Raw genomic sequence first — 24915 nt, forward strand, 5'->3', positions numbered from 1 at the left:
CATGACCGACACGCCACTCGCGATTATCGGCGCCGGCCTCGCCGGCCTGACCGCCGCTCGTATCGCCTACGAAGCCGGCATTCGCCCGCAGGTTCTCGAGGCCAGCGACCGCATTGGCGGTCGTATCGACAGTATTCGCGGGTCCGACGGGCAGATCGTCGGCGACCTCGGTCCCACCTGGGTGTGGCCACCGTTCCAGCCCGGTGTGCCGCGCTGGCTGGAGCGGCTCGGCCTTGGCACCTTCGAGCAGTACGACAGCGGCGAGGCGGTACTGGATGGGTTTGCCGAACGACCTGTGTGTCAGCCACTGCCGGGCCAGTACGGAATGGCCCGGATCGCCGCCGGACCCGGCAGCCTTGTCGACGCGATGGCCGCTGAACTCCCCGACGACGCCATCCAGACCGGACATGCCGTCAACGCAGTTCGGCATCACGACGACGGCCGGCTGCGCATTGAGGCGGCCGGACGCGAGCCACTGATCGCCGAGCGGGTGCTGATCGCCGCGCCACTGCGCATCGTTGCCGAACGAATCCAGCTGCCAGCGGACATCGGTGCGCCGCTGCAGGACATGCTTCGAGCCATGCCGACCTGGATGGCCGCTCAGGCGAAGGCGGTGATCCGTTACCCGCGCCCGTTCTGGCGTGAGTCCGGTCTCTCGGGCCGGATCGCCAGCCGCCTCGGGCCGCTGTTCGAAGCCCATGACCACACCAGCCTCGATGGCGAGGCGGCCCTGTTCGGCTTCGTGGCGACCCCGCCGGTGCAGCGCGGGGCCGAGACGCTGCGCAAGGCCATCATCGATCAGTTGACCCGGTGCCTGGGCCCTCAGGCTGCGGCGCCCACCGACGTCGTCATCCGCGACTGGGCCGACGCGCCGTGGATCTGCGCCGACGCCGATCGTCATGGCCCACCGGAACACCCGCGGGTCGGACCGGAGCGCCTGCGCTCGGCGCATCTCGACGGGCGCTTGTGGTTCTGCGGCGCCGAGACCGCCGCACAGAGCCCGGGACTGATCGAGGGCGCCCTGCTTGCCGGCGAAGCGGCGGCACAGGCGGCCGTCCAGCGTCTACAAGGGGCGGCCTGAGCCTTGCCAACGCCGGGCTTCCAGCGCTATGTCGGCATCGACTACTCCGGTGCCGCGACGCCGGAGAAGGGTCTGACCGGACTGCGTGCTTACAGCGCCGACGGTGACGGATCACCGCAGGAACAACGGCCAGGCGCCGACGGGCGCCACCACTGGAGCCGTCGGTCGCTGGCCGAATGGCTGCTCAATATGCTGGACGACGAAGTACCGACCCTTGTCGGAATCGATCACGGGTTCGCCTTCCCCGTCGCCTGGCATGCAGCCCATGCCGTTGCCGGCGGATGGGACGGTTTCCTGGCGGATTTCCGCACCCACCATCCGACCGATAGGCCCGGCGTGACCGTGCAACAGGTGCGCGACGGCTTGATCGGGAGCGGACCGGCCCGAGCCGGAGATGCCCGCTGGCGCCGCCGCGCGGAGATCCGGGTCGGCGCCAAGTCGGTATTCCACTTCGACGTGCCCGGCTCGGTTGCCAAATCCACCTATGCCGGACTGCCCTGGCTATGGCATCTACGGCAGCGGCATGGCGATCGCCTGCATGTCTGGCCCTTTGACGGCTGGCGAATCACACCAGGGCATTCCGCCGTGGCCGAGATCTACCCTTCCATCTGGTCCGCCGATTATCCCCGCGATGACCGGACGCCGGATCAGCATGACGCCTATGTCGTCGCGCGGACCCTGCAGCGCGGCGACCGCGAAGGATGGCTCCAGCCGCTGCTGGAGCCATCACTCGATGCCGGGAGCCGGGCTGCGGCCGCCCGGGAGGGCTGGATACTCGGCGTCAACTAGGGCCGCTTACCGTTTGAGATAGCCCGCGATTTCATCAAGAACGGCCGGGTCATCGATGGTCGCCGGCATATTCCATTCTTCGCCGTTGGCGATACTGCGCATGGTGCCGCGCAGGGTCTTACCCGAGCGCGTCTTGGGCAGGCGTTTGACCACCACGCACTGACGGAAGGCGGCGACCGGTCCGACCTCCTCGCGGACACGCTGGACGAGCTCCGCCACCAGGGCCTTGTCGTCGCCGTCGAAAGCGCTGCCGGGGACCACCAGCCCCATCGGCAGCTGCCCCTTGGTGGCATCCCTGACCCCGAATACGGCGGCTTCCACCACCGCCGGATGGTCGCTCAGCACCTCCTCGAGGCGCCCGGTCGATAGGCGATGCCCGGCGACGTTAATCACATCGTCAATCCGGCTCATGATATGGACATAGCCGTCTTCGTCGACCACGCCGGAGTCGCCGGTGAGATAGTGGCCGGGGTAACGCATCAGGTATCCGTCGCGATGGCGTTCGCGATTACCCCACAGCGTCAGCATCGTCCCCGGCGGCATCGGGAGGCGGATGACGATGTTGCCGAGCTCGCCGCGGGGCATCTCCTCGCCCTCCTCGTCCAGCACGCGCACGTCGTAGCCCGGCATGGGCCGTCCGGCGGTACCGATTTTCACGGGCATCTCCTCGAGACCGTATGGATAGCCCGCAATCGCCCAGCCCGTCTCGGTCTGCCACCAGTGATCGAGGATGGGCACACCCAGGTGGCGGTCGGCCCAGCGGACGCTATCGGGATCGGAACGCTCCCCTGCCAGAAAGAAGGCCCTGAGCTTGCTGAGGTCGTAGCGACGGATGAACTCGCCCTCCGGGTCTTCTTTCTTAATGGCCCGCAGCGCCGTAGGGGCCGTGAACAGCGCCCGTGCGCCGTAGGTCTCGCAGATCCGCCAGAACGCGCCGGCGTCCGGTGTACCGATGGGCTTGCCCTCGTAGATGATGGTCGTGGAGCCATTCAGCAAGGGGCCGTAGACGATATAGGAGTGCCCTACAACCCAGCCGACATCCGAGGCAGTGAACATGACCTCCCCGGGGGCGACGCCGTAGATGTTGCGCATGGTCCAGAGCAGCGCGACGGCATGCCCTCCGTGGTCGCGGACGATGCCCTTGGGCCGTCCGGTGGTCCCGGAGGTATACAGGATGTAGAGCGGGTGGTTGGCATCCACCGGCACGCATGCCGCCGGTGCCGCCTCGGCCATGGCCGCCTCCCAGTCGAGATCCCGGTCCGCGTCGAGTTCGCAACGGTGGACCTCGCGCTGCAGGATCAGGCACCGCTCAACGGCATGATCCGAGCGCTCCAGTGCCTCATCGAGCAGGGACTTGTAGTCCACCATGCCGCTCGGCTCGATGCCGCAGGACGCCGAGAGAATCACCCGCGGTTCGGCATCGTCGATGCGCTTGGCGAGCTCCGGCCCGGCAAAACCGCCAAAGACCACGGAGTGGATGGCGCCGATCCGTGCGCAGGCCAGCATCGCCATGGCCGCCTCGGGCACCATCGGCATGTAGACGATCACGCGATCCCCGGTCTCCACGCCCAGATCCCTGAGCACGCCGGCCAGCCTGGACACCTGATCCTGAAGTTCGGCGTAACTGTAGCGGCGGGTCTGCCCGGTAACCGGGCTATCCCAGACCAGCGCATCCTGCTCGCCGCGACCGGCATCGACATGCCGGTCCACCGCGTTATGGCAGGTATTGAGCTGGCCGCCGGAGAACCAGCGATAGAACGGGGCGTCGCTGTCGTCGAGGACCCGATCCCACGGCCGGTCCCAGTCCACCGCGCCGGCCTGTTCCGCCCAGAAGCCCTCTGGGTTATCAAGCGACTCGTGGTACAGCGAATTGTAGTCTTGACTCATTGCGGCCACTCTCCTCCTTTTGCAGCCGCACCGTTTCAGCGTGCGGCCTTTCTTTCCTGTTTACTGCGCCAGAGCCACAGGCCTTCGGACGTCAGCCAGATATCGAGCCCGAAATCCCGCTCGAGCTGTTCCCGCGTGGCATCCGGTGGCAGCCAGCGGCACCAGCCATCCAGCAGGCGCTGATTGAGATCCGCCGCCGAAGCGGCCTGCCAGGTCCATTCGATGGCGGCATCCAGCATCTCCTCGAGTAGCGATGCCGCTGTCTCGACCTGATCGATGGCGGGGAAATGCGCCGGAGCAACCCGGCGGGGCGCCAGCGCGATGATCCTCGCCAGCGTGGCGCGATAGGCCTCCGGATTGAACTGCGGCGGTGGCACCACCGGAACCAGGAACAGGCTGCGCTCCTGGATATAGCCCGGGTAGCTGGCGCCAAAGGCATCACCGGCAATCAGCACCGCGGAGTCCACATCATAGAGACTCAGGTGATGCCAGGCGTGCCCGGGGGTGTGCAGCACCTCAAGCGGACGCTGGCCGACAAAGACCGTTTCGCCGTCGTCCAGCGTCGCCATTCGCTCGCGGGCAACCGGGGTGAGCGGTGCATACTCGCGATCGAAGAATTCATCGCCGTAGAGCGCCCGGACGCCCGCCTCGAGCCGGCTGGGATCGGCCATATGCTCCGCGCCCGAGGGATGGATACCGAGCCGTGCGTTCGGCAGGGCCTGCATCAGGGCACCGGCACCGCCGGCATGGTCAAGATGAACATGACTGGGGATGACCCAGTCGACGGCGTCCCGGGCTATATCCAGTCTGGCGAGGGCATCGAGAATGCCGGGTATGCTCGCCCCGACACCGGTGTCGATGATGGCGGCGTGGCCGCCGTTGAAGAGCAGATAGCAGGCCGTATGACCGGAACGCAGATACCCTGTGTCGCACCGCATGAGTCCCGGCGCGATCTCGGTGAGAGGATCCGCGTTGGAACGCTCGCTCACTGCTCTCCTCCTCTCGGCGCGGTCCCGCCCAGCGGGTACCGGGTCGGTCTATTCGCGTTTTCCGGCGCAGCGCGTCAGGCCCCAGACCAGTAGGCCTGCACCGGCGACCTTCATGGCCGCACCGGGGAGGAATGGCAGCAGTCCGACGGTGACTGCCTGAGACACGCTGCCGAGCCACACCGCCAGCCAGGTCACGCCGAGGACATAGACCGCCATGTTACCCGCCGCCGCAGCCGCGACCGCGCGGATCGGGTCGGCGCCCCAGCCACGGCGGACCAGCTCACCGGCCACCCATGCCGCCGGGACCATGCCCAGCAGGTAACCGCCCGTTGGGCCGGCGAGATAGGCGGGTCCGCCGCCAGCCACGAACACCGGCAGACCGACAAGACCCTGCCCGAGATAGGCCAGCACCGTCGCGGCGCCCAGAGCAGGCCCGTAGACCATGCCCAGCGCCAGGACAACGAATGTCTGCATGCTGAAGGGAACCGGCCAGAAAGGGATCTGGACCCGCGCCGAGAGCGCCAGTAGCAACGTCCCTGCCAGTACGGACACCACCTGACGGGCGAGGCTCTGCGACGCCCACTCACCGACCATCCACTGTGCTCTCGTTGCCATGACGCTTCCCGTTGGACCTGACAGGTTGAACGTTAGCAGAGCCGCGCCTTCCCGTCAGCCATTGCAGCCCGCTGACCGCCAGCATTAACCTTCCCGCCAGTCGCGATCGGAACAGAAAGGAGAGCAATGATGGATCGTCGCGGATTTCTCAAGGGCGCCGGAACGGGGCTGGTGGCTGCGGGCGGTGTCAATGCCCCCGCCGTCATCGCTCAGCCGCGACGCTTCCGCCTCAACCTGCTCACCTCCTGGCCGGCGGCCCTCGACAACCTCTACGGAACCGCCGAGTACTTCGCCGGACGCATCGAGGAAATGACCGATGGCGATGTTCGCGTGCGGACGTCACCGGGTGGTGCCGAGGTCGGCGCCCTGGAGGTTTATGATGCGGTGTCCAGTGGCGCCTTCGAAGCCTGTCACACCGCCCCCTACTACTTTATCGGCAAGAATCCGGCCCACGGGTTCTTCACCGCCCTGCCTTTCGGCATGACGCTGGAGCAGCAGAACGCCTGGATGACCGCCGGGGATGGTCAGGCGCTCTGGGACGAGCTCAACGCACGGGACAATCTCATTGCCTTTCCCGGCGGTAACACCGGTGCCCAGTGCGGTGGCTGGTTCAATGTCGAGATCAACAGTCCCGAAGATCTGCAGGGGCTGCGAATGCGTTTTCCCGGCCACGGCGGCCGCGTGATGGCGAAGGCCGGGGTCAACATCCAGCAGCTCCCCGGCGGCGAGGTGTTCACCGCGATGGAACGTGGCGCACTGGATGCCGCCGAATGGGTCGGCCCCTACGACGACCAGATTCTGGGCATGCAGGATGTGGCGAAGTACTACTACCTGCCGAGCTGGGCCGAGCCCAGTGCCATGCTGGGCTTTTACTTCAACCTGGAGATCTGGAACACGTTCCCGGCGGATATCCGGGCGCAGATCCAGGCCTGCTGTGCGGAGGCGAACAACTGGATGGCCTCGCAGTACCTGGCGAAGAATCCCCTGGCCCTGGAGGAGCTCAAGGCGGCCGGCGTGCAGATCAAGCACTTCCCTGACTCGGTGCTGGAGGCCTTTGCCCAGGCTGCCCGCGAGATCAACGATGAGGATATGAGCAACCCGGACTACGCCCGGATTCACTCGTCATGGTCGGCGTTCCTGGAGCGGCTCCGTGGCTGGGACCAGACCAACAGCTTCCGCTATCGCGAGTTCATCTACCGCGACCGGGGGTAAGATGCCGCGTGTAGCCATCCGCCTCAAGCTGGGATGCAGGTGTCCGCTCAGCCGGCCAGATCCGGCAGCCAGGTGACCAGATCGGGGAACGCGACGATCACCCCCAGCATCAGCAGCTGGATGGCGATATAGGGCAGTATTCCCCGATAAATGGCGCCGGTGGGCACAGCCTCTGGCGTCACGCCACGCAGGTAGAAAAGCGAGAAACCAAACGGCGGCGTGAGAAACGAGGCCTGAAGGTTCATTGCGATCAGCACCGCAAACCACACCGGGTCCAGGCCAAAGCTGTCGGCGATGGGGGCGATGAGCGGCACGACGATAAAGGTGATCTCGATGAAATCGAGAAAGAATCCGAGCAGGAAGATCGTCAGCATCACAAAGAGGATGAAGCTCATCTCGCCGCCGGGCAGCGCGAGGAGGAAATCCTCGACCAGCCACTTGCCACCCATGGCGCTGAATACGGTAGCAAAGACCGTGGCCCCCACCAGGATGGTGAACACCATGGCCGTCAGGCGCACGGTGCTGTCGGAAACCGAGAGCAGATTGCCGCGCGAGAGTTTGCCGTAGAAAAGCGCCAGCAGAGTGGCGCCCAGCGCACCCATGGCGCCGGCCTCCGTGGGTGTCGCGATGCCGAGGAAAATGGTGCCCAGCACCGCACCCACCAATGCCAGCGGCGGAACCAGACAGCGCATCACGGCCCGCCACAGAGGACCGGTACCGCCTTCGTCATCCGCACCCGCCGGCAGTGCCGGCGCTGCCAGTGGCCGGCGCCACGCCACGATGACCAGCCACGCCACATAGGCGGCCCCCAGCATCATGCCGGGCAGCAGTGCGCCAACGAAAAGGTCCCCGACGTTCACGCCCATCTGGTCGCCAAGAATGATCAGCACGATCGAGGGTGGAATGATCTGGCCGAGCGTCCCGCTCGCCGCGATGGTGCCGGTGGCGAGTCGCTGGTCATAGCCGTACTTGAGCATCACCGGCAGCGCCAGCACGCCCATTATGACCACGGATGCGCCCACAACCCCGGTCGCCGCCGCCAGCAGCATACCCACCAGCACGACCGAAACAGCCAGCCCGCCCCGCATTCGCCCGAAAAGCCGCCCCATGGTCTGGAGCAGGTCCTCGGCCAGGCCGGAGCGCTCAAGCATCGTGCCCATAAAGATGAAAAACGGCACCGCCACCAGGGTGTAGTTCTCCATGATCGAGCCGTAAAGACGCTGGGGCAGTACGTTCAGGCGGGCGACACGAAACACGGGCTCCCATGGCAACGCCAGGCCAAGTGACGGAAGCCAGTCGCTGCCGAGCACTGTGAAAAGCAGCCCGGTGCCGGCCAGCGCGAACGCCACCGGATAACCGGTGAGCAGCAGCAGGAGCAGAACGGCGAACATCGCCAGCGGCATGAGTTCGACAAGCATCATGCGCGGCGACCGCGCAGGCGGGCGGCGGCTTTTATCGCCTGGCTGACCCCCTGGAGCAACAGCAGCGAGAAGGCGACCAGGATCATGGTCTTGATCGGATAAAGCGGCAACCCGCCGGGATTGGGACTGACCTCGAGTCGCGACCACGCCCGCGCCACGTAATCAACGCCGTAGACCAGCATGACCACGCAAAAGGGAATCAGGGCCATCAGCGCACCCAGCAACTCGATCCAGGCACGCAGGCGCGGACTGAACCGTGACTGCAGGATATCCACGCGAATATGACCGTCGTGCCGCAGCAGATAAGCGCTGCCAAGGAGGAAAATCACCGCGAACGCCTGGATCTGCGCCTCCAGCAGGGCATTGGAACTGAGTTGCATGCCGAGCTGTGCGCCAAGATAGCGGCCAATGACATTGACCACCCCCAGAATGACCAGCAGCAGAGCCACCCAACGCAGCCCCCGGCCCACGCCGTCGCTGAGCATGTCGATCCATTCGCTGAGACGCAGGAGCGGGTTCATGGGGTGGCGGAGTATGGCCAAGGCGGCAGCGGGGAGCAAGCAGCCCCTACCAGGCCTCTTCCATCGCCTGCACCAGCCTCGCCGCCGGCAGGACCACGGGGTTGCCCTTCATGGACGACGAACCGGCGGCCGTCCCGGCGATGGCCGGGAGCGATGATGGGTCCAGTCCCGATGACCCCAGACCAGGTAATCCCGCGGCACGGGACCAGACGGCAAGACGATCGATGGCCTCCTCGGCACCACAGCCAAGCGCCGCTGAAATCCAGTGCTCCACTTCATGGAGGCGCGCGGCTGTCCGGCCATCAACGGACTCGCGATTAGCCCGCAACACCGGGGGCAGTAGCGCGCCGGCAATCACCCCATGCGGCAGATCCGTCACGCCCCCCAGCGGGCCGGCCAGACCATGGACTGCGCCGAGCTTCGCATTGGCGAGCGCGAGCCCGCCACTCAGGCTGACCCAGGCCATGTCGTCACGAGCCGCTGCATCCTCCTTGTCCATCAGGCGTACCAGGGCCTGCAGACCAACAGGAATGGCATCTCGGCAGATGGCGTCCGTAAACCGGTTCGCCTGACAGCTGATATAGGGTTCGATGACCTGTGTAATGGCGTCCAGGCCGCTCGCCAGGGTCACGTTTGCTGGCGCGTAATCAGTCAATGCTGGGTCCACGATGGCCGCTGCCGGCAGCAGTCTCGGATCACGTAATGAGACCTTCCGCTGTGCAGAGGGCACGTCGATGACCGCGTTCCGCGTGGCTTCCGTACCGGTGCCCGCCGTTGTCGGCAATGCTACGAAGGGCAGCGGCTCGGCATCCAGCGCCTGCCCTCCCCCCACGATCTCTAGGTAATCGATCACCTCACCGGTGGCGGGAATCAGGCCGGCGACCGCCTTGGCCATATCGATCACCGAGCCGCCGCCCAGCCCGATGACTATGTCGGCACCCACCTCCCGGCCAAGGATGACACCCTGCTCGATCAGTTCGATGTCGGGCTCCCGCGGACAGCCAATGCCCCAGGGCTTGCGTCCGGCTTCATCAAGGGCCTGAATGAGCCAGCGCGCCCGGTCCGCATTTGCACCATGGATGAGCAGCGGACGCCGGCCGAGTGCGGTGATGGTGTGGACTGCATCCCCGGCCGTCCCGCGGCCGAAGCGGATATTACGGGGAAGGAACAGGGCGAACCCAACGGTCATTCGGCAACTCCATGGAATCCAGGGGCATATGCTCTATCGTCGCAGCCGCGCCAACCCCCGTCCATACAGACCCTGTGCGCCATAACGATGCAATCTTGCCATGTCTTGTCCACGCTGGTGCATTCATGCCATAAGGGGAGAGCAATCAAAGGACGCGGGCCGGCCGGGAGGAGGAGCGTACTCTGTTGGCACGGGCCTTGCGTACAAGAGATCGCCATGACGGCTTCGCACAACCTCGATGCAACAGGGGAACGCAGTGATGAAGAAGACGATGATCACGCTGGGGCTCGCCGCCACGGGGCTACTGGCCCTCGGAGGACAGGCTCAGGCCTCGACACTGGAAGATGTCCGCGACGCTGGGCAGTTGCGCTGCGGCGTCAGCAACGGCCTGCCGGGATTCTCGCAGCCGGACAGCGACGGCACCTGGACGGGGCTCGACGTTGATACCTGCCGGGCCGTGGCGGCCGCCGTTCTCGGAGACGCCGACGCAGTCGAGTTCATTCCGCTGACGGCCGCGGAGCGATTCACCGCGCTTCAGTCCGGCGAGATCGATGTACTCTCGCGCAACACGACCTGGACCACGACGCGTGACGCCTCGCTGGGCCTCAACTTCACCGGCACCAACTACTATGATGGCCAGGGTTTCCTCGTCAAGGAGGCGCTCGGCGTCGACAGTGCCTATGACCTTGACGGTGCCGCCGTCTGCACCCAGGCGGGCACGACCACCGAGCTCAACCTCGCCGATTTCTTCCGTGCCAATGACATGGAATATGAAGCGGTGGTGTTCGACACCTCGGAAGCCAGCGCCCAGGGCTTCGACAACAACCGCTGCGACATCCTGACCTCCGACACCTCCCAGCTGGCGGCACTGCGCACGCAGCTGAGCGACCCGGACTCGGCGGTCATCCTCCCTGAGGTGATCTCCAAGGAACCCCTCGGTCCCGTGGTCCGTCAGGGTGACGACGAGTGGTTCAACGTCGTGAAGTGGGTACTGTTCGGCCAGATCAACGCCGAGGAGTATGGCGTCGACTCAACCAACGTCGATGAGATGACCGACTCCAACAACCCGAACGTCCAGCGCATCCTCGGTGCGGATGGCAACATGGGCGAGATCCTCGGGCTCGACGATGACTTCATGGTCGAGGTGATCAGCGAGGTGGGCAACTACGGTGAGATGTTCAACCGCAACGTCGGGCCGGATACCCCGATCGGGCTGAGCCGTGGCGTCAACGCGCTGTGGACGGATGGCGGCATCCTCTACGCACCGCCGTTCCGGTAGGCCGGTCATCGGCGGCTGACCAACGGGCGGGGCCGGACCACCGGCTCCGCCTCAAGCAACGACCATCAGCGGAATAGGGCGGTAACATGACCACCGACCCGCGGCCGATTCGCCCCGGACGTCCAAGACCCTGGAACGACCCCCGGGTCCGTTCCGTCGTCTTCCAGATTCTCGCCATCGCGGGTGTGGCCTGGGTTGGTTACACCCTGTTCCAGAACACCATCAGCAATATGGAAAGCCGCGGGATCAGCACCGGCTTCGGCTTTCTCAATGAAACCGCCGGCTTCGGCATCATCATGAGTCTCATCCCGTACAACGAGACCATGAGTTACGGCCGGACATTCCTGGTGGGGCTGGCGAATACCCTGCTGGTTTCCGGGCTGGGCATTCTGCTGGCGACCATTGTGGGTTTTGTCGTCGGCATCGCCCGGCTGTCAAGCAACTGGCTGGTGGCCAAGGTTGCCCTCGCCTACATCGAAATCTTCCGCAACATTCCGCTGCTGCTGCAGATATTCTTCTGGTACTTCGCCGTACTCGGTGCCCTGCCCGGCCCCCGTCAGGCAGTGAGCGTGGGCGATATCGCCTTCATGAGCAATCGCGGCATCGTGCTGCCCAAGCCCGTGTTCGAGCCCGGCGCCTGGGTCATGGGCGCGGGGCTGGTCATCGCGCTGGTCACGATTCTGGTGCTGGCCATCTGGGCCCGGCGCCGGCAGGCGGCCACCGGCCGGATTTTCCCGGTCCTGCCAATCGCTATTGTTCTGATCCCGGGCCTGCCGCTGCTCGGCTATTTCCTCACCGGCGGACCGGTGAGCTGGGATGTCCCTTCGTTGGGCGGCTTCAATTTCCGCGGCGGCATCACGGCGATCCCCGAACTGGGCGCCCTCCTGCTGGCGCTGACGCTCTACACCGCCTCGTTCATCGCCGAGATCGTGCGATCCGGTATCGTCTCCGTCAACACGGGGCAGACCGAGGCGGCGCTGGCGCTGGGCCTGCCGGCGCGCCGGGTGCTGCGCCTGGTGGTCATCCCGCAGGCGCTGCGGGTCATCATTCCGCCACTGACCAGCCAGTACCTGAACCTGACCAAGAACTCATCACTGGCGGTGGCCATCGGCTATCCAGACCTGGTCAACGTTTTCATGGGGACAACGCTCAACCAGACCGGTCAGGCGGTGGAGATCGTGGCCATGACGATGGCGGTGTATCTGACCATCAGCCTGGCCATCTCGCTGCTCATGAACCTGTACAACCGCGCGGTCGCGCTCAAGGAGCGATAGAACGATGGCCACGCACCAGGCACTGCCCGACCAGCCGCCACCCGTGAGCCAGCGTGGACTGCTGCGGTGGCTGCGGGAGAACCTCTTCTCTACGTGGTACAACAGCGTGCTGACGGTCGTGATCGGCTATTGGCTGATCACCACGTTCGTGCCGCTGATCAACTGGGCGTTCATCCAGGCTGTATTCACCGGCGATGGCGCTGATGCCTGCAATCCCGACGGGGCCTGCTGGGTATTCGTCGAGCAGCGACTCGGGTTTTTCATATACGGTTTCTACCCGGCCGAATTCCGGTGGCGTCCCAATCTGGTTTTCGTGCTGTTCGCCATCAGTGTGGTACCGCAGTTCCTCCCGCTGTCGACGACGATCCGCAAGTGGCTGGCCATTTTTGGCATCACCGGTCTACCGCTCGCCGCCTACTTCCTGATCGCGGGCGGCCACTTCGGACTCGAGTCCGTGCCCACCTCACGCTGGGGCGGGCTCATGCTCACCCTCATACTCGCCTATGTGGGCATCCTCGCCGCGCTGCCCATCGGGATCCTGCTCGCCCTCGGCCGCCGCTCGGAGATGCCCGTCATCCGGGGCATCTGCGTGGTCTTCATCGAATTCTGGCGAGCCGTGCCGCTGATCACCATCCTGTTCATGGCATCGGTCATGCTGCCGCTCTTCCTGCCCGATGGAGTGACCTTTGACAAACTGCTGAGGGCGCTGGTGGGCATCACCCTCTTTCAGTCGGCGTACATGGCAGAGGTCGTGCGCGGTGGATTGCAGGCCATCCCAAGGGGACAGTACGAGGCAGCGGAGGCCCTCGGACTGGGTTACTGGCGCCGCATGCGGCTGATCATCCTGCCCCAGGCGCTCAAGATCGTCATTCCGGGCATTGCCAATACCGTCATTTCGCTCTTCAAGGACACCACACTTGTCCTGATCATCGGCCTGTTCGACCTGCTGGGCGCGGTCAAATCCACGCTGAGCGACCCGGCCTGGAGCAGTGTCATGGCAGAGGGCTACCTCTTCGTCGCCTTCTGCTTCTGGGTGTTCTGCTTCGGCATGTCGCGCTACAGCCACCGCCTCGAGAAGCAGTTGGAAACCGGTCACAGAAACTAGGGGTAGGATCGATCATGCAGCAGACGGGGACGGGGTCGGCGCCCGACAACATTGCCTCGCCGGTGGAGTCGGTGGCCCGAGACGAGGCCATTATCCGGGTCGATGACCTGAACAAGTGGTTCGGCGAGTTTCATGTGCTCAAGTCGCTGAATCTCGATGTGCGCAAGGGCGAACGCATTGTCATCTGTGGCCCCTCGGGATCGGGCAAATCCACCTTCATCCGTTGCATCAATCATCTGGAGGCGCACCAGCGAGGCCAGATCATCGTCGACGGCGTTGAGCTGAACGAAGACGTCAAGAACATCGAGGCGATCCGACGCGAGGTTGGCATGGTGTTCCAGCACTTCAATCTCTTCCCGCACCTCAGCGTGCTGGAGAACTGCCTGCTCGCCCCCATCTGGGTCAGGAAGACGCCACGCAACGAGGCCATCGAGACGGCCATGCACTACCTCGAACGGGTTCGTATCCCCGACCAGGCCCACAAGTATCCCGGGCAACTCTCCGGCGGCCAGCAGCAGCGCGTGGCCATCGCCCGTGCACTATGCATGCAGCCCAAGATCATGCTTTTCGACGAGCCGACCTCCGCCCTGGATCCGGAGATGATCAAGGAGGTCCTTGATGTCATGGTGGAGCTTGCCAGCAGCGGCATGACCATGCTCTGTGTCACCCATGAGATGGGGTTCGCGAAAACCGTCGCTGACCGCGTCATCTTCATGGACGGCGGCGAAATCGTCGAGACGGCGGCCCCGGGTGATTTCTTCACCAACCCGCAGCAGCCCCGCACGCGTGAATTCCTCGAGCAGATTCTCCAGCATTAAGCGCTGAACGGCCGCAAAGGCTATGAACATGCCGCCGGGCCTGCTATACGTCAGGACTGGGGCCGCGACGAGGGCGTTTGGCAAAGGACTGTGGAATGAAGCGTGCGCTGGTGATCGACCCGGATCCGATGGAACAGCATCGTGTCAGCCAGATTCTCGTCAACCTCTGGCCGCAGATTGATCTCACCACGGCGACCGGGATCAGGGATGGCCATGCCCGTCTCGGGCGCCATATGCCGGGATTGCTGGTGACCGACTTCTACCTGCCGGATGGCTCGGGGCTGGAGCTCATCGAGCAGACGCTGACACTGTACCCGGAAGCGGCGCGTGTGCTGATCACCCGGCATGATGACGATGCGCACATCCTGGCCGCGCTTCGGCACGGCATTGATGGCTATATCCTCAAGGATCAGAGCGACGCCGGTATCAAGCGCCTGCTTGCGGGTATTAGCAAAGGAGAACCGGGCCTCTCACCCGAGATCACCCGACAGATCCTTCGCCGCTTCCACCGCCAGGCGATCAGGGATGGGTCCGACGAGGAGACGTTGCGTGCCAGCGTCGACACGGTCGGGCTCACGCGCCGCGAAGTGGAGGTCCTGAAACTGCTCTCTCAGGGATGGGATCGGCACCGGGTGGGTGAGGCACTGGCCATTCGCCCATCGACCGTGGCGGGACACATCAAGGCGATCTATCTCAAGCTCAACGTCTCTACCCGGGCGGAGGCGACCCTGGCGGCCGTGAAAATGGGTCTCGTCAACCTGGAGAGCTAGTTCACTCCGGTCCGGCTGCGTTCAGCAGCTCGGGGTCGGAAGCCAGGGCCGCCAGACTGATTCCGGCCAGAAAGGTCTGGATCTGTCCGGAGAGCTCGGCCCAGAGATCGTGAGTGAGGCAACGCTCGCCGGCGTCGCAGTCCTCCTCACCGCCACAGGCCGTGGCATCCACCGGCTGCTCTACCGCCAGAATGACATCGGCCACGCTGATCGCTTCGGCCGTGCGCGCCAGGCAGTAGCCACCCCCCGGGCCGCGTACCCCCCGCACGAGGCCGTGGCGGCGCAGCTGTGCGAAGAGCTGCTCGAGGTAGGAAAGCGAGAGATTCTGGCGGCGGGAGATATCGGCGAGCGCCACCGGACCGCTGTCCTGGTGCAGGGCCAGATCCATGATGGCCGTGACCGAATACCGCCCCTTCGTGGAGAGCCGCATGGCGGAGCGTCTAGACCGCCCAGCGCCGGGCCGGTGGGCGGAACTCCCCCCATTCGCCCTCATCCACCGGGAACCCGTGCCCCTCGCCCAGACAGTACAACAGCCAGCGATTGAGGAACCGATTGGCCGCCCAGCGCCAGGCCAGCGTGCCACCCGTCTGTGAAGGCTCCGGCGATGACATCGGCACGGCGGGCGATGCACTCGCCATGAGCACTTCCGCAACGCGTGCATCGTGGTAGATGCGCACCTGCAGATCCGGCAACGCCTCCTCGCCACGGGCCCTGGGAAACCGATGCGTGAGCAGCAGACTGGTCGTGTAGGGGCACCGCTCGATGACCTCGAGGTGCAGATCAGGACCCCGATCGACGCTGGAGACCTGCGCATCCCGTTTTCCGTCGAGCTGGGGCACAAGCCGCCGCAGGTAGATGTAGTTGTTCTCGTAGAGCTCCATCAGCGCGGCGAAACTGCCCTGCTCTGGAGATTCCGCGATGGTGTTGGTTGCCTGCCTGACCATGCGCCAATCGTAGCACAGGCGCAGGGCCCCTCTGCCCCCAGACTGGCATTCGGCGGGGGAATTTAATAAAGTCGCCGCGGCAGTTGACGGGTCTGGATGATCATGGCGGCGATCTCTTCGATGGACATCGTCGTGGTATCGGAGAAGGGCAGCTTTTCCTGGTGGAACAACCCCTCCGCACGGACCGTTTCGTACTGGCACTGCCGCAGGGAGGCATATCGCGTGTCCGGCCGCCGCTCGGCGCGAATCTGCGCCAGGCGCTCCGGACGGATGGTGAGGGCATAGAGATGGTCACGATGCCGGCGCAGGACCTCAGGCAACCGGCCGCTGAGCAGGTCATCATCGGTCAGCGGGTAGTTGGCCGCGAACAGCCCGTAATGAAGCGCCATGTAGATACAGGTCGGGGTTTTCCCGCAGCGCGATACCCCCACGAGAATGACATCCGCCTGCTCATAATGCCGCACGATGGCTCCATCGTCGGCGGACAGCGCGTAATTCATCGCATCAATGCGCAGATTGTAGGCGCCCGGGTCGGCCATGCCATGGCTCTGCCCGACGGTGTGACTCGACTCCATGCCGAGTTCGCTCTCCAGCGGGCCGATGAAGGTATCGAAGAAGTCGAGCACCACGGCATTCACCCGACGCAGCCGATTGCGCAGCCCGGCATCGATGATGGTGCTGAACACGATGGGCCGCGCACCCGTCGCCCGTCCGGCGGCCTCGATGCGCTCGATCGCCGCGTCCACCGCTCCGGGGCTGTCGGTGAACGGCAGGCTGACCGGGTTGCAGTCCAGCGAGAACTGGGTCAGCAGGCTGTGACCGAGGGTCTCGGCGGTAATGCCGGTCCGGTCGGAAACAAAGAAAACGCTTCGATCGGGATTCATGACACCCTTCAACCAGGCTATCCATTATTAACCCCCAGTGTACCGGGGCCAGCATATTCTTGAACGGGAGAGCGCAAGTGAGCGAGTACGTAGTGTGGTTCGAGTCCCTCGGCATGAACGATGTCGAACATGTCGGGGGCAAGAACGCCTCACTCGGTGAGATGATCAGCAACCTGGCGGATGCCGGCGTGCAGGTGCCCGGCGGTTTTGCGACCACGGCACAGGCTTATTGGGATTTCCTCGATGAGAGCGGTCTACGCCCGAAGATCGAAGCCGAACTCGCCGGCCTCGACGTCGAGGATGTGCGGGCGCTCGCCAGGGCGGGCGCACGGATCCGCCAGATGATCATCGACACGCCCTTCCCGGGCCGCCTGCATGAGGAGATCACCGGCGCCTGGGACCAGTTGCTTACCCGCACCGGGAAGACCGATCTCGCCGTCGCCGTGCGCTCCTCCGCCACCGCCGAGGACCTGCCGGATGCCTCCTTCGCCGGCCAGCAGGAGACCTTCCTGAACGTCCGCGGCCTGGACAACGTCCTGCGCACGATACGCGACGTATTCGCCTCGCTGTTCAACGACCGGGCGATCTCCTACCGCGTCCATCATGGTTTCGAGCATGATCAGGTCGCGCTGTCGGCGGGCATCCAGGAGATGGTGCGCTCCGATACGGGCGCCTCCGGCGTGATGTTCACCATGGACACCGAATCGGGGTTCCGCGACGTGGTCTTCGTGACCGCGTCCTACGGCCTCGGCGAGACCGTGGTGCAGGGCTCGGTCAACCCCGATGAGTTCTACGTGCACAAATCCACGCTCGCGGCCGGCCGACCCGCCGTTCTGCGGCGGATGCTCGGCGAGAAGGCCATCAAGATGGTCTACGACACCGACCCGCAGAGTGATGAGACGGTCGCGGTGGTGGAGACCCCCGAGGAAGACCGCATGCGCTTCTGCCTGACCGACGCCGAGGTGGAGTCCCTTGGACGCCAGGCCATGACCATCGAGGCCCACTACGGCCGGCCCATGGATATCGAGTGGGGCAAGGATGGCGAGACCGGCCGTCTGTTCATCCTCCAGGCACGCCCCGAGACCGTGAAAAGCCGCGATGGCGGACAGAGCCTTCAGCGCTACCAGCTGCATGAACGCGGCCAGGTGCTCATCGAGGGCCGCGCCATCGGCCAGCGTATCGGCGCCGGCCGGGCCCGCGTGGTCGACTCCATCGACGACATGCACACGGTAGAGGCCGGCGATGTGCTGGTCACGGACATGACGGACCCCGACTGGGAGCCCATCATGAAGCGCGCCTCCGCCATCGTCACCAACCGCGGCGGCCGCACCTGTCACGCCGCGATCATCGCCCGCGAGCTGGGCATCCCCGCCGTGGTGGGAACCGGCACCGGCACTGAGCGCGTCCGGGACGGCATGGAGGTCACCGTCTCCTGCGCCGAGGGTGATACTGGATACATCTACCGCGGGATCCAGGACTACGAGGTGCGGGAAATCGCCCTGGGGAGCATGCCGGAACTGCCGTTCAAGATCATGATGAACGTCGGCAACCCGGACCGGGCGTTCGACTTCGCCCAGTTGCCCAACGCGGGCATCGGCCTGGCGCGCCTGGAGTTCATCATCAACCGCATGATCGGCATCCACCCGCGCGCCCTGCTGGAGTACGACCGTCAGTCGGATGACCTCAAGGCGGTGATCGACAACCAGATCAGCGGCTACGATGATCCGGTGAGCTTCTATGTCGACAAGCTCACCGAGGGCATCAGCACGCTGGCGGCGAGCTTCGCCGACAAGCCGGTCATCGTGAGGATGTCCGACTTCAAGTCAAACGAATATGCCAACCTGATTGGCGGTGCTGCATACGAGCCCGAGGAAGAGAATCCGATGATCGGCTTCCGCGGTGCCTCCCGCTACATCTCCGAGGACTTCCGGCCCTGCTTCGAGCTGGAGTGTCAGGCGCTGCGTCGGGTCCGCGACGACATGGGCCTGACCAACGTCTGGATCATGATCCCGTTCGTCCGCACGCCGGACGAGGGCCGTCAGGTGGTGGAACTGCTCGCGCGGAACGGCCTCGAGAAGGGCAAGGACGGCCTCAAGGTCATCATGATGTGCGAGCTCCCATCCAATGCCGTACTGGCCGATGAGTTCCTGGAGATCTTCGATGGCTACTCGATCGGCTCCAATGACCTCACCCAGCTGACACTCGGGCTGGATCGCGACTCCGGCCTGGTGGCGCACCTCTTCGAGGAGCGTGACCCTGCCGTCAAGGCGCTGCTGCACATGGCCATCCAGGCCGCGCGCCGCGCCGGCAAGTATGTCGGCATCTGCGGCCAGGGCCCCTCCGATCATCCGGATCTCGCGCGCTGGCTGATGGAGGAAGGCATCGACAGCGTGTCGCTCAATCCGGACAGCGTGGTCGAGACGTGGCTGTACCTGGGTGAGGAGGATCAATGACGGGATCGTCACTGCGCGTCGTCATCGAACCCGAGGCCGTCGCCGGGCGGCTCGGAGACGACAACGTGACGGTGGTTTTCGTCGGCGAGGCCGATGTCTTCGCCAGCGGCCACGTGCCAGGAGCGACCTGTATCGACTATGCGTCACTCAACGCGCAGCGTCCGCCCGTCGGCGGGCTGCTGCCGGCGATGCATGACCTGGCGCAGGTACTTGGCGAGGCCGGCATCACCCCGGAGAGCCATGTCGTCGCCTACGACGCCAGCGGTGGCGGCCGGGCCTCGCGTCTGCTCTGGACACTGGACTGCCTTGGGCATGATGGATGGTCATTGATGAACGGCGGATTGGCGGCCTGGCAGGCCGAGGATTTACCGCTCGAGACAGGAGACCGGGCCGCCGGCTGCGCGGCGGCGCCCTATCCGGCTGTCCTCGCCCACCCCGAGGCCCGGGCGGACCGCGGTTACGTACTCGATCATCTCGACGATCCGGATGTCGTCATACTCGATGCCCGCTCCCCGGCGGAGTATCGCGGTGAAGCCGTGCGCGCGGCGCGGGGCGGTCATATCCCCGGTGCCGTTAATCTCGAGTGGACCGACAACGTCGACCCCGCGAACGCCGGCCGGCTCCGCCCCCGCGCCGAACTCGAGCGCATGCACCGCGAGCGCGGGATCACCCCGGATCGGGAGGTCATCGCCCACTGTCAGACCCACCACCGTTCGGCACTGAGCTGCGTCGTGCTGCGCTACCTCGGTTACCCGCGGGTACGCGGTTATGATGGTTCCTGGTCGGAGTGGGGTAATGACCCTGCCATGCCCGTCAGCTCAGGACCGGATGACTGATTGCCGGTCCGATCCGTCAGCCGCCCCGGGCCGCCTCGCAGAGAAATGCCGAGCGATAGTGCCGAAGCTCCTGGATGGAGTCACGGATATCGTCGAGCGCGAGATGCGAGGACTGCTTTTTGACCGCATCCGCGACCGGTGGCAGCCAGCGCCGGGCGAGTTCCTTGAGCGTACTGACGTCGATATGCCGGTAGTGGAAGTAGCGCAGCAGCTCCGGCATGGCCCGATGCAGGAAGCGACGGTCCTGGCAGATGCTGTTGCCGCACATGGGCGAGACGCCGGCAGGCACCCACTGCTGCAGGAATGCGATGGTGCGCCGCTCGGCTTCGGCTTCATCGATGTCACTGTCCCGGACCCGCTGCATCAGCCCGGAACCGCCATGCTGGGTCTGATTCCAGCTATCCATGCCAGCCAGTACGGATTCAGGCTGATGGATGGCGAGCACCGGCCCTTCAGCGAGGATGTTCAGCTGGACATCGGTGACAATGGTGGCGATCTCAATGACCTGGTCGCGGTCGACATCCAGGCCGGTCATCTCCAGGTCAATCCAGATCAGGTTGCTGGCCGAGTAAGACATGAGCGCTGCATTCCGGCTGCTTTCGGTGACCGCGCAGTCTACCAGAGGCATCCCGGACCGGGATCGAAGCCGCCATGAGCCGGGCGACGGGCCTCGTCATCATGAGCACGGCGGATCATTGCCTGGTCGACGACCTGGCCGGTGGACTCCATCGATGCCAACTGCGCGGACGGCGGGCAGGCCGGCCGGTCTGCGGTGATCGCGTATGCTGGACGCCGGGTACGCCGGAAGGCGTGATCAATGGCATCGAGCCACGGAAGAACCTGATCGAGCGCGGTGATTTCCGCGGGCGACCGCGCGCGCTCGTGGCGAATGTCGATCGACTGGTGATCGTGGTGGCGCCGGAGCCGGCGCCGGACAGCCTGCTGGTGGACCGTTATCTGGTGCTCGCCCGGACGCTTGAGATACCCATGCTTCTCTGGTGCAACAAGCTGGATCTGGTGGCTCGACCATCCGCGCAGACACTGACCATGCTACGGACGCGCTGCCAACGGCTCGGGATCCCGGTACTGGCGGGCAGCACCACCACCGGCGCCGGTCTGCCGGCACTGCGGAATGAGACCCGCGGGGAGACCATCATCCTCGTCGGGCAATCCGGCGTCGGGAAGTCCTCGATCACTCAGGCACTCATCCCGGCACTGTCATTGCGCATCGGCGAGATCTCAGCAACCAGCGGCCAGGGCCGTCACACCACCAGTGAGACCACCCTCTTCCGCCGGGATGACGACGGTGCGTTGATCGACTCGCCGGGCGTCCGGACGCTGCGCCTGGATCATCTCGGCAGCGAGGCCGTGGACCAGGCGTACCCCGAGATCCTCGAAGCCGCCCGCGAGTGCCGCTTTCGCGACTGCCGGCACGACCGGGAACCGGATTGCGGTGTGCGGCAGGGTCTGGCCGCCGGCGCGATCGAGGCGCAGCGATTCGAGAACTGGCGGCGGCTGCGCCGCGAAACCGACATGGCGGACACCGCGGAGCGCGGTGGATGACGGTTTTCTTCATCATTCTCGGCCTCTTCTCCGGCGTTCTGCTCTGGTATCGCCAGGGCGACGAGGCCGTTGTTCAGGCACTGCTCTCGGGCGGTGAGCTGATTGCCCTGGTCGTGCCACTCGTCATCATCGCAATCGTCATGGCGGCCTACGCGCAGGCACTGCTACCACGACGGGTCGTCGAACACTGGCTGGGCCGGAACGCCGGCTGGCGTGGCCTGTTGATCGCGACCGCCGCCGGCGCCATCACCCCCGGCGGACCGTTCATGGCCTTTCCGCTCGTGGTCGGGCTGCGCGCCATGGGCGCCTCGCTACCGGTCTGCATCACCTACCTGACCGCCTGGTCGCTGCTCGGCCTTCAACGGATACTGATGTGGGAGCTGCCGTTTTTCGGCCTCGACTTCGTCGCGCTGCGACTGCTTGTATCGCTGCCACTCCCCCTGATCGCCGGCATCGCCAGTCAGTGGCTGGGCGAACCCCGGCACCGCTGATGCTGTTCGCCTACCTGAGCATCCTCGCACTGGCCCTGGTGTTCGCTGGCGCCGCGCATCGGCACGCGGATGTCCGCCATAGCGATGTGATGCAGCATGCCTGGAAGCAACTCGCGCCGCTGCTGGTGCGTCTGCCCATTGCGCTGGTCGCCGCCAGCTTCATTGGCGAGCTGATCCCGCAGGCGCTTTTCGGTCGCTGGCTGGGCGATGCATCCGGCGTGACCGGAATCCTGATCGCCTCCCTGCTGGGTGGCGTCATGCCCGGCGGCCCGGTCGTCACCTTTCCCTTGATCCTGGTGCTGGAGCGGGCTGGCGTGGGGGTCCCCCAGCTCATTGCCCTGCTCACCAGCTGGTCTTGTTTCGCACTCCACCGTGTCCTCTCCTACGAGCTCCCGACCCTGGGGTGGCCGTTCGTCTGGCGGCGTTGGGCCGTTACGCTGATCCTGGCGCCACTGGCCGGGCTCCTGACGCTCTGGTTCCATTGATCCAGATCAAAGTTTGGCTTATCAGAAAAGTTGATCTATAGTTAAGTGATACTTGGGCAAGGAGACCGGGCATCAACAACCGGCACGATCCTGTCACTGGCGCAAGCACACTCGCATGCGCCCGCTTTCCCCTGAACATCGAAGAGGTCTCCGGCAATCACGCCCGGTGCGCCGATCGATGGGCGACTCCGCCATTCACTAACCGCTAATACAGCGAAAGAAAACGGAGCTAACCATGAGTAAGCGTTCTCTCTATGCACTGGCCCTGACGGGTGCAATGCTGCCGATGGCCGCCAACGCCGAGTGCGGCGAGGTGTCGGTCGGTGAAATGAACTGGACCTCCGGTGGCATCATCACCGGCATCACCGCCTTCCTGCTGGAGCAGGGCTATGGCTGCGACGTAACGGTCGTGCCGTCCGCCACCACCACGGCGATCACGTCGCTGGCCGAGAACAACGAGCCCGACATCGTGCCGGAGCTCTGGGTCAACTCGGCCCCGGTCTACTTCGAGCTGGCCGAGGAAGGCAAGGTCATCAAGGCCTCCGACACCTTCAGCGACGGCGGTACGGAGCACTGGCTGGTGCCTGACTATGTCGTCGAGGAATACCCGGAGACAGCCACCATCGAGGGCATCCTGAACAATCCGGAAGCCGTCGGCGGCATGTTCCATAACTGCCCGGATGGCTGGGGTTGCCGAATCGTGAGCGACTCGCTGGCCGAGGCCTTCGACCTCGAGGGCAACGGTATCGAGGTGTTCAACCACGGTTCCGGTGAGACGCTGGCGGGCGCCATGGCGTCGGCCTACGAAAACGGCGAGCCCTACTTCGGCTACTACTGGGGCCCTACCGCACCGCTCGGCAAGTACGACATGGTGAGCGTCGACCTCGGCCCGTACAAAAAGGAAATCCACGCCTGCAACCAGGATACGGAGTGCACCGACGTGGGTGTCTCGGGCTTCCCGTCGGCGGATGTCTTCAACGTCGTGACCGCTGATCTCGCCGAGCGCGAGCCGGAGGCATTCGAGCTGATGGAGAACATCACGTTCACCAACGATGAGATGAACAGCCTCCTTGCCTGGCATTCGGATAACCAGGCCAGCATCGACGAAGCCGTCGTCTACTACCTGCAGAACAATCAGGATCAGTGGATGAGCTGGCTGAGCGACGACGCCAAGGCCAACCTCGAAGGCATGTTCTAAGGGCGACCGCCCTCGGAAACAGGCACCGGCGCGATCATGCGCCGGTGCCCCTTCCAATTCGATCAGAGGACCCGGGCATGGCGACCTACGATTTCATTTTCGACGGACTCGGACTGCGGGGCTGGTGCGGCGAGACCGGCGGCGGCACCATGAGCATGCAGGACCTGCTCGCCAAGGGAAGCGGTGAGAGCCCGTCAGTCTGGGAAACTCCCTTTCCCTCCCTCGACAACCTGCATGATGCCTGTCCGGCCATTGCCCAGACCCGGCAGCTCACGACCGGTCTGGAGAATGGCTTTCTGGGCGTGAAGGACAGCCTCAAATTCGTACTCGATCCCATCACGCAGCCGCTCAGCTGGTTCCTGAACGGCGCCCTGAATCTTTTCCAGACGGTGCCGTGGTTCATCATGATCCCGGCACTGCTGATCGTGGTGTTCCTTGCCTCTCGGTCCAGCCGTCTGGTGGTGACCGTGGCCACCATGATCCTTTTTCTCGCCTTCATCGACCATTATGACTACGCGATGCAGACCCTCGCGATCATCTTCGTCTGCTCGGTGATATGCGTTTTGTTGGGGGTACCCATCGGCATTGCGATGTCCCGCAGCGACCGATTGCAGAAGAGCGTCATACCCATACTGGACATGCTCCAGACGCTGCCACCGTTCGTCTACCTGATCCCTTTGATCTTCCTGTTCTCGGTGACCGAACCCAAGCTCTACGGTATCGCGATCATCCTCTACGCCATCGTCCCGGTGATCCGCCTGACCGATCTCGGCATTCGCCTGGTGGACAAGGATGTCATCGAGGCGGCGGACGCCTTCGGCATGACCGACCGGCAGAAGCTCTACGGCGTGCAGATCCCGCTGGCCCTGCCGAACATCATGGCAGGCGTCAACCAGACGATCATGATGAGCCTCGCCATGGTGGTCATCGCGTCGCTGGTCTCCGCGCCCGGCCTCGGCGTGCTGGTGCTGCGCGGCATCCGTAACCTCGAGCTCGGCGTCGGACTGGTCTCCGGTCTCGGCATCGTGCTGCTCGCCATCATTCTCGACCGTGTGACCAAGGCGGCCCTCGCCCGAGTCAACACGGCCCAGCAGTAAGCGGACGGAACCGA

The 24915-nt window shown here is 64.9% G+C and carries 25 protein-coding genes; 15 read left to right on the forward strand and 10 right to left on the reverse strand.

Features of this window, described 5'->3' with window-relative positions:
* The first annotated feature begins 1 nt into the window (after nt 1).
* Nucleotides 2–1081, forward strand: a complete 1080-nt coding sequence (locus V6X63_RS08020) for a flavin monoamine oxidase family protein (protein WP_367978580.1) — start codon at nt 2–4, stop codon at nt 1079–1081.
* A gap of 3 nt (nt 1082–1084) precedes the next feature.
* A complete protein-coding gene (locus V6X63_RS08025; protein WP_367978581.1) occupies nt 1085–1870 on the forward strand; it encodes a hypothetical protein in 786 nt (261 codons plus the stop codon).
* Between the two features lie 6 nt (nt 1871–1876).
* Here V6X63_RS08025 and V6X63_RS08030 read toward each other — a convergent pair whose 3' ends face one another.
* Genes V6X63_RS08030 through V6X63_RS08040 form a run of 3 tightly spaced genes read right to left on the reverse strand, consistent with a single transcriptional unit; the run spans nt 1877 to nt 5361 of the window.
* A complete protein-coding gene (locus tag V6X63_RS08030; RefSeq protein WP_367966446.1) occupies nt 1877–3757 on the reverse strand; it encodes a propionyl-CoA synthetase in 1881 nt (626 codons plus the stop codon).
* A gap of 35 nt (nt 3758–3792) precedes the next feature.
* Entirely contained in the window at nt 3793–4746 is a 954-nt protein-coding gene (locus tag V6X63_RS08035) for an MBL fold metallo-hydrolase (RefSeq protein ID WP_367966445.1), read from the reverse strand.
* 48 nt (nt 4747–4794) lie between these two features.
* Nucleotides 4795–5361, reverse strand: a complete 567-nt coding sequence (locus tag V6X63_RS08040) for a biotin transporter BioY (RefSeq protein WP_367966444.1) — start codon at nt 5359–5361, stop codon at nt 4795–4797.
* Nucleotides 5362–5487: 126 nt separating this feature from the next.
* On the opposite strand from V6X63_RS08040, the gene V6X63_RS08045 reads away from it, so the two are divergent.
* Nucleotides 5488–6573 carry a TRAP transporter substrate-binding protein gene (locus tag V6X63_RS08045; protein ID WP_367978582.1) on the forward strand — a complete coding sequence of 362 codons (1086 nt, stop codon included), beginning with the start codon at nt 5488–5490 and terminating at the stop codon, nt 6571–6573.
* A gap of 47 nt (nt 6574–6620) precedes the next feature.
* On the opposite strand, the gene V6X63_RS08050 is transcribed toward V6X63_RS08045, so the two are convergent.
* Genes V6X63_RS08050 through V6X63_RS08060 form a run of 3 tightly spaced genes read right to left on the reverse strand, consistent with a single transcriptional unit; the run spans nt 6621 to nt 9704 of the window.
* Complete coding sequence (locus tag V6X63_RS08050) at nt 6621–7991, reverse strand: TRAP transporter large permease (protein ID WP_367978693.1); 1371 nt, start codon at nt 7989–7991, stop codon at nt 6621–6623.
* Entirely contained in the window at nt 7991–8515 is a 525-nt protein-coding gene (locus V6X63_RS08055; RefSeq protein ID WP_367966442.1) for a TRAP transporter small permease subunit, read from the reverse strand. The genes V6X63_RS08050 and V6X63_RS08055 overlap by 1 nt, the downstream gene beginning before the upstream one ends.
* 46 nt (nt 8516–8561) lie before the next feature.
* A complete protein-coding gene (locus V6X63_RS08060; protein ID WP_367966441.1) occupies nt 8562–9704 on the reverse strand; it encodes an iron-containing alcohol dehydrogenase in 1143 nt (380 codons plus the stop codon).
* Nucleotides 9705–9963: 259 nt separating this feature from the next.
* Between V6X63_RS08060 and V6X63_RS08065 the strand changes: the two genes are divergently transcribed.
* The 5 genes from V6X63_RS08065 to V6X63_RS08085 all read left to right on the forward strand — a co-directional run bounded on the left by V6X63_RS08065 (nt 9964) and on the right by V6X63_RS08085 (nt 14950).
* Nucleotides 9964–10983 (forward strand): amino acid ABC transporter substrate-binding protein, encoded by a 1020-nt coding sequence (locus V6X63_RS08065; protein WP_367966440.1) that lies wholly within the window; start codon nt 9964–9966, stop codon nt 10981–10983.
* A gap of 86 nt (nt 10984–11069) precedes the next feature.
* Nucleotides 11070–12257: an amino acid ABC transporter permease gene (locus V6X63_RS08070; protein ID WP_367978583.1), complete on the forward strand. Its 1188-nt coding sequence runs from the start codon at nt 11070–11072 to the stop codon at nt 12255–12257.
* 4 nt (nt 12258–12261) lie between these two features.
* Nucleotides 12262–13362 carry an amino acid ABC transporter permease gene (locus V6X63_RS08075; RefSeq protein ID WP_367978584.1) on the forward strand — a complete coding sequence of 367 codons (1101 nt, stop codon included), beginning with the start codon at nt 12262–12264 and terminating at the stop codon, nt 13360–13362.
* 14 nt (nt 13363–13376) lie between these two features.
* A complete protein-coding gene (locus tag V6X63_RS08080; protein WP_456154531.1) occupies nt 13377–14180 on the forward strand; it encodes an amino acid ABC transporter ATP-binding protein in 804 nt (267 codons plus the stop codon).
* Between the two features lie 95 nt (nt 14181–14275).
* A complete protein-coding gene (locus V6X63_RS08085) occupies nt 14276–14950 on the forward strand; it encodes a response regulator (protein ID WP_367978585.1) in 675 nt (224 codons plus the stop codon).
* Between the two features lies 1 nt (nt 14951).
* On the opposite strand, the gene V6X63_RS08090 is transcribed toward V6X63_RS08085, so the two are convergent.
* From V6X63_RS08090 to ppsR, 3 genes are all read right to left on the reverse strand, one after another.
* Complete coding sequence (locus V6X63_RS08090) at nt 14952–15380, reverse strand: Rrf2 family transcriptional regulator (RefSeq protein WP_367966435.1); 429 nt, start codon at nt 15378–15380, stop codon at nt 14952–14954.
* A 10-nt stretch (nt 15381–15390) separates the two neighbouring features.
* The gene (locus V6X63_RS08095) at nt 15391–15894 is read right to left on the reverse strand and encodes a DUF1249 domain-containing protein (RefSeq protein ID WP_367978586.1); all 504 of its coding nucleotides are present in this window, start codon (nt 15892–15894) and stop codon (nt 15391–15393) included.
* Nucleotides 15895–15956: 62 nt separating this feature from the next.
* Nucleotides 15957–16778, reverse strand: a complete 822-nt coding sequence (gene ppsR / locus V6X63_RS08100) for a posphoenolpyruvate synthetase regulatory kinase/phosphorylase PpsR (protein ID WP_367978587.1) — start codon at nt 16776–16778, stop codon at nt 15957–15959.
* A gap of 77 nt (nt 16779–16855) precedes the next feature.
* Between ppsR and ppsA the strand changes: the two genes are divergently transcribed.
* Together ppsA and V6X63_RS08110 are read left to right on the forward strand one after the other, a co-directional pair.
* A complete protein-coding gene (gene ppsA, locus V6X63_RS08105; RefSeq protein WP_367978588.1) occupies nt 16856–19231 on the forward strand; it encodes a phosphoenolpyruvate synthase in 2376 nt (791 codons plus the stop codon).
* Entirely contained in the window at nt 19228–20067 is an 840-nt protein-coding gene (locus V6X63_RS08110) for a sulfurtransferase (RefSeq protein ID WP_367978589.1), read from the forward strand. The genes ppsA and V6X63_RS08110 overlap by 4 nt, the downstream gene beginning before the upstream one ends.
* Nucleotides 20068–20083: 16 nt before the next feature.
* On the opposite strand, the gene orn is transcribed toward V6X63_RS08110, so the two are convergent.
* Nucleotides 20084–20644, reverse strand: coding sequence for an oligoribonuclease (gene orn, locus V6X63_RS08115; protein ID WP_367978590.1), 561 nt, complete (start codon nt 20642–20644; stop codon nt 20084–20086).
* A gap of 74 nt (nt 20645–20718) precedes the next feature.
* Here orn and rsgA point away from each other — a divergent pair, with 74 nt between their 5' ends.
* From rsgA to V6X63_RS08140, 5 genes are all read left to right on the forward strand, one after another.
* Entirely contained in the window at nt 20719–21630 is a 912-nt protein-coding gene (gene rsgA / locus V6X63_RS08120) for a ribosome small subunit-dependent GTPase A (protein WP_367978591.1), read from the forward strand.
* A complete protein-coding gene (locus V6X63_RS08125) occupies nt 21627–22121 on the forward strand; it encodes a hypothetical protein (protein ID WP_367978592.1) in 495 nt (164 codons plus the stop codon). The genes rsgA and V6X63_RS08125 overlap by 4 nt, the downstream gene beginning before the upstream one ends.
* Nucleotides 22094–22606, forward strand: coding sequence for a hypothetical protein (locus V6X63_RS08130; RefSeq protein ID WP_367978593.1), 513 nt, complete (start codon nt 22094–22096; stop codon nt 22604–22606). The genes V6X63_RS08125 and V6X63_RS08130 overlap by 28 nt, the downstream gene beginning before the upstream one ends.
* A 235-nt stretch (nt 22607–22841) precedes the next feature.
* Nucleotides 22842–23804, forward strand: a complete 963-nt coding sequence (locus V6X63_RS08135) for an ABC transporter substrate-binding protein (protein ID WP_367978594.1) — start codon at nt 22842–22844, stop codon at nt 23802–23804.
* Nucleotides 23805–23881: 77 nt separating this feature from the next.
* Nucleotides 23882–24901 (forward strand): ABC transporter permease, encoded by a 1020-nt coding sequence (locus tag V6X63_RS08140; protein WP_367978595.1) that lies wholly within the window; start codon nt 23882–23884, stop codon nt 24899–24901.
* Nucleotides 24902–24915: the final 14 nt, after the last annotated feature.

This window comes from Spiribacter onubensis (assembly GCF_040838425.1).
In the GTDB taxonomy this organism is placed as follows: domain Bacteria; phylum Pseudomonadota; class Gammaproteobacteria; order Nitrococcales; family Nitrococcaceae; genus Spiribacter; species Spiribacter onubensis.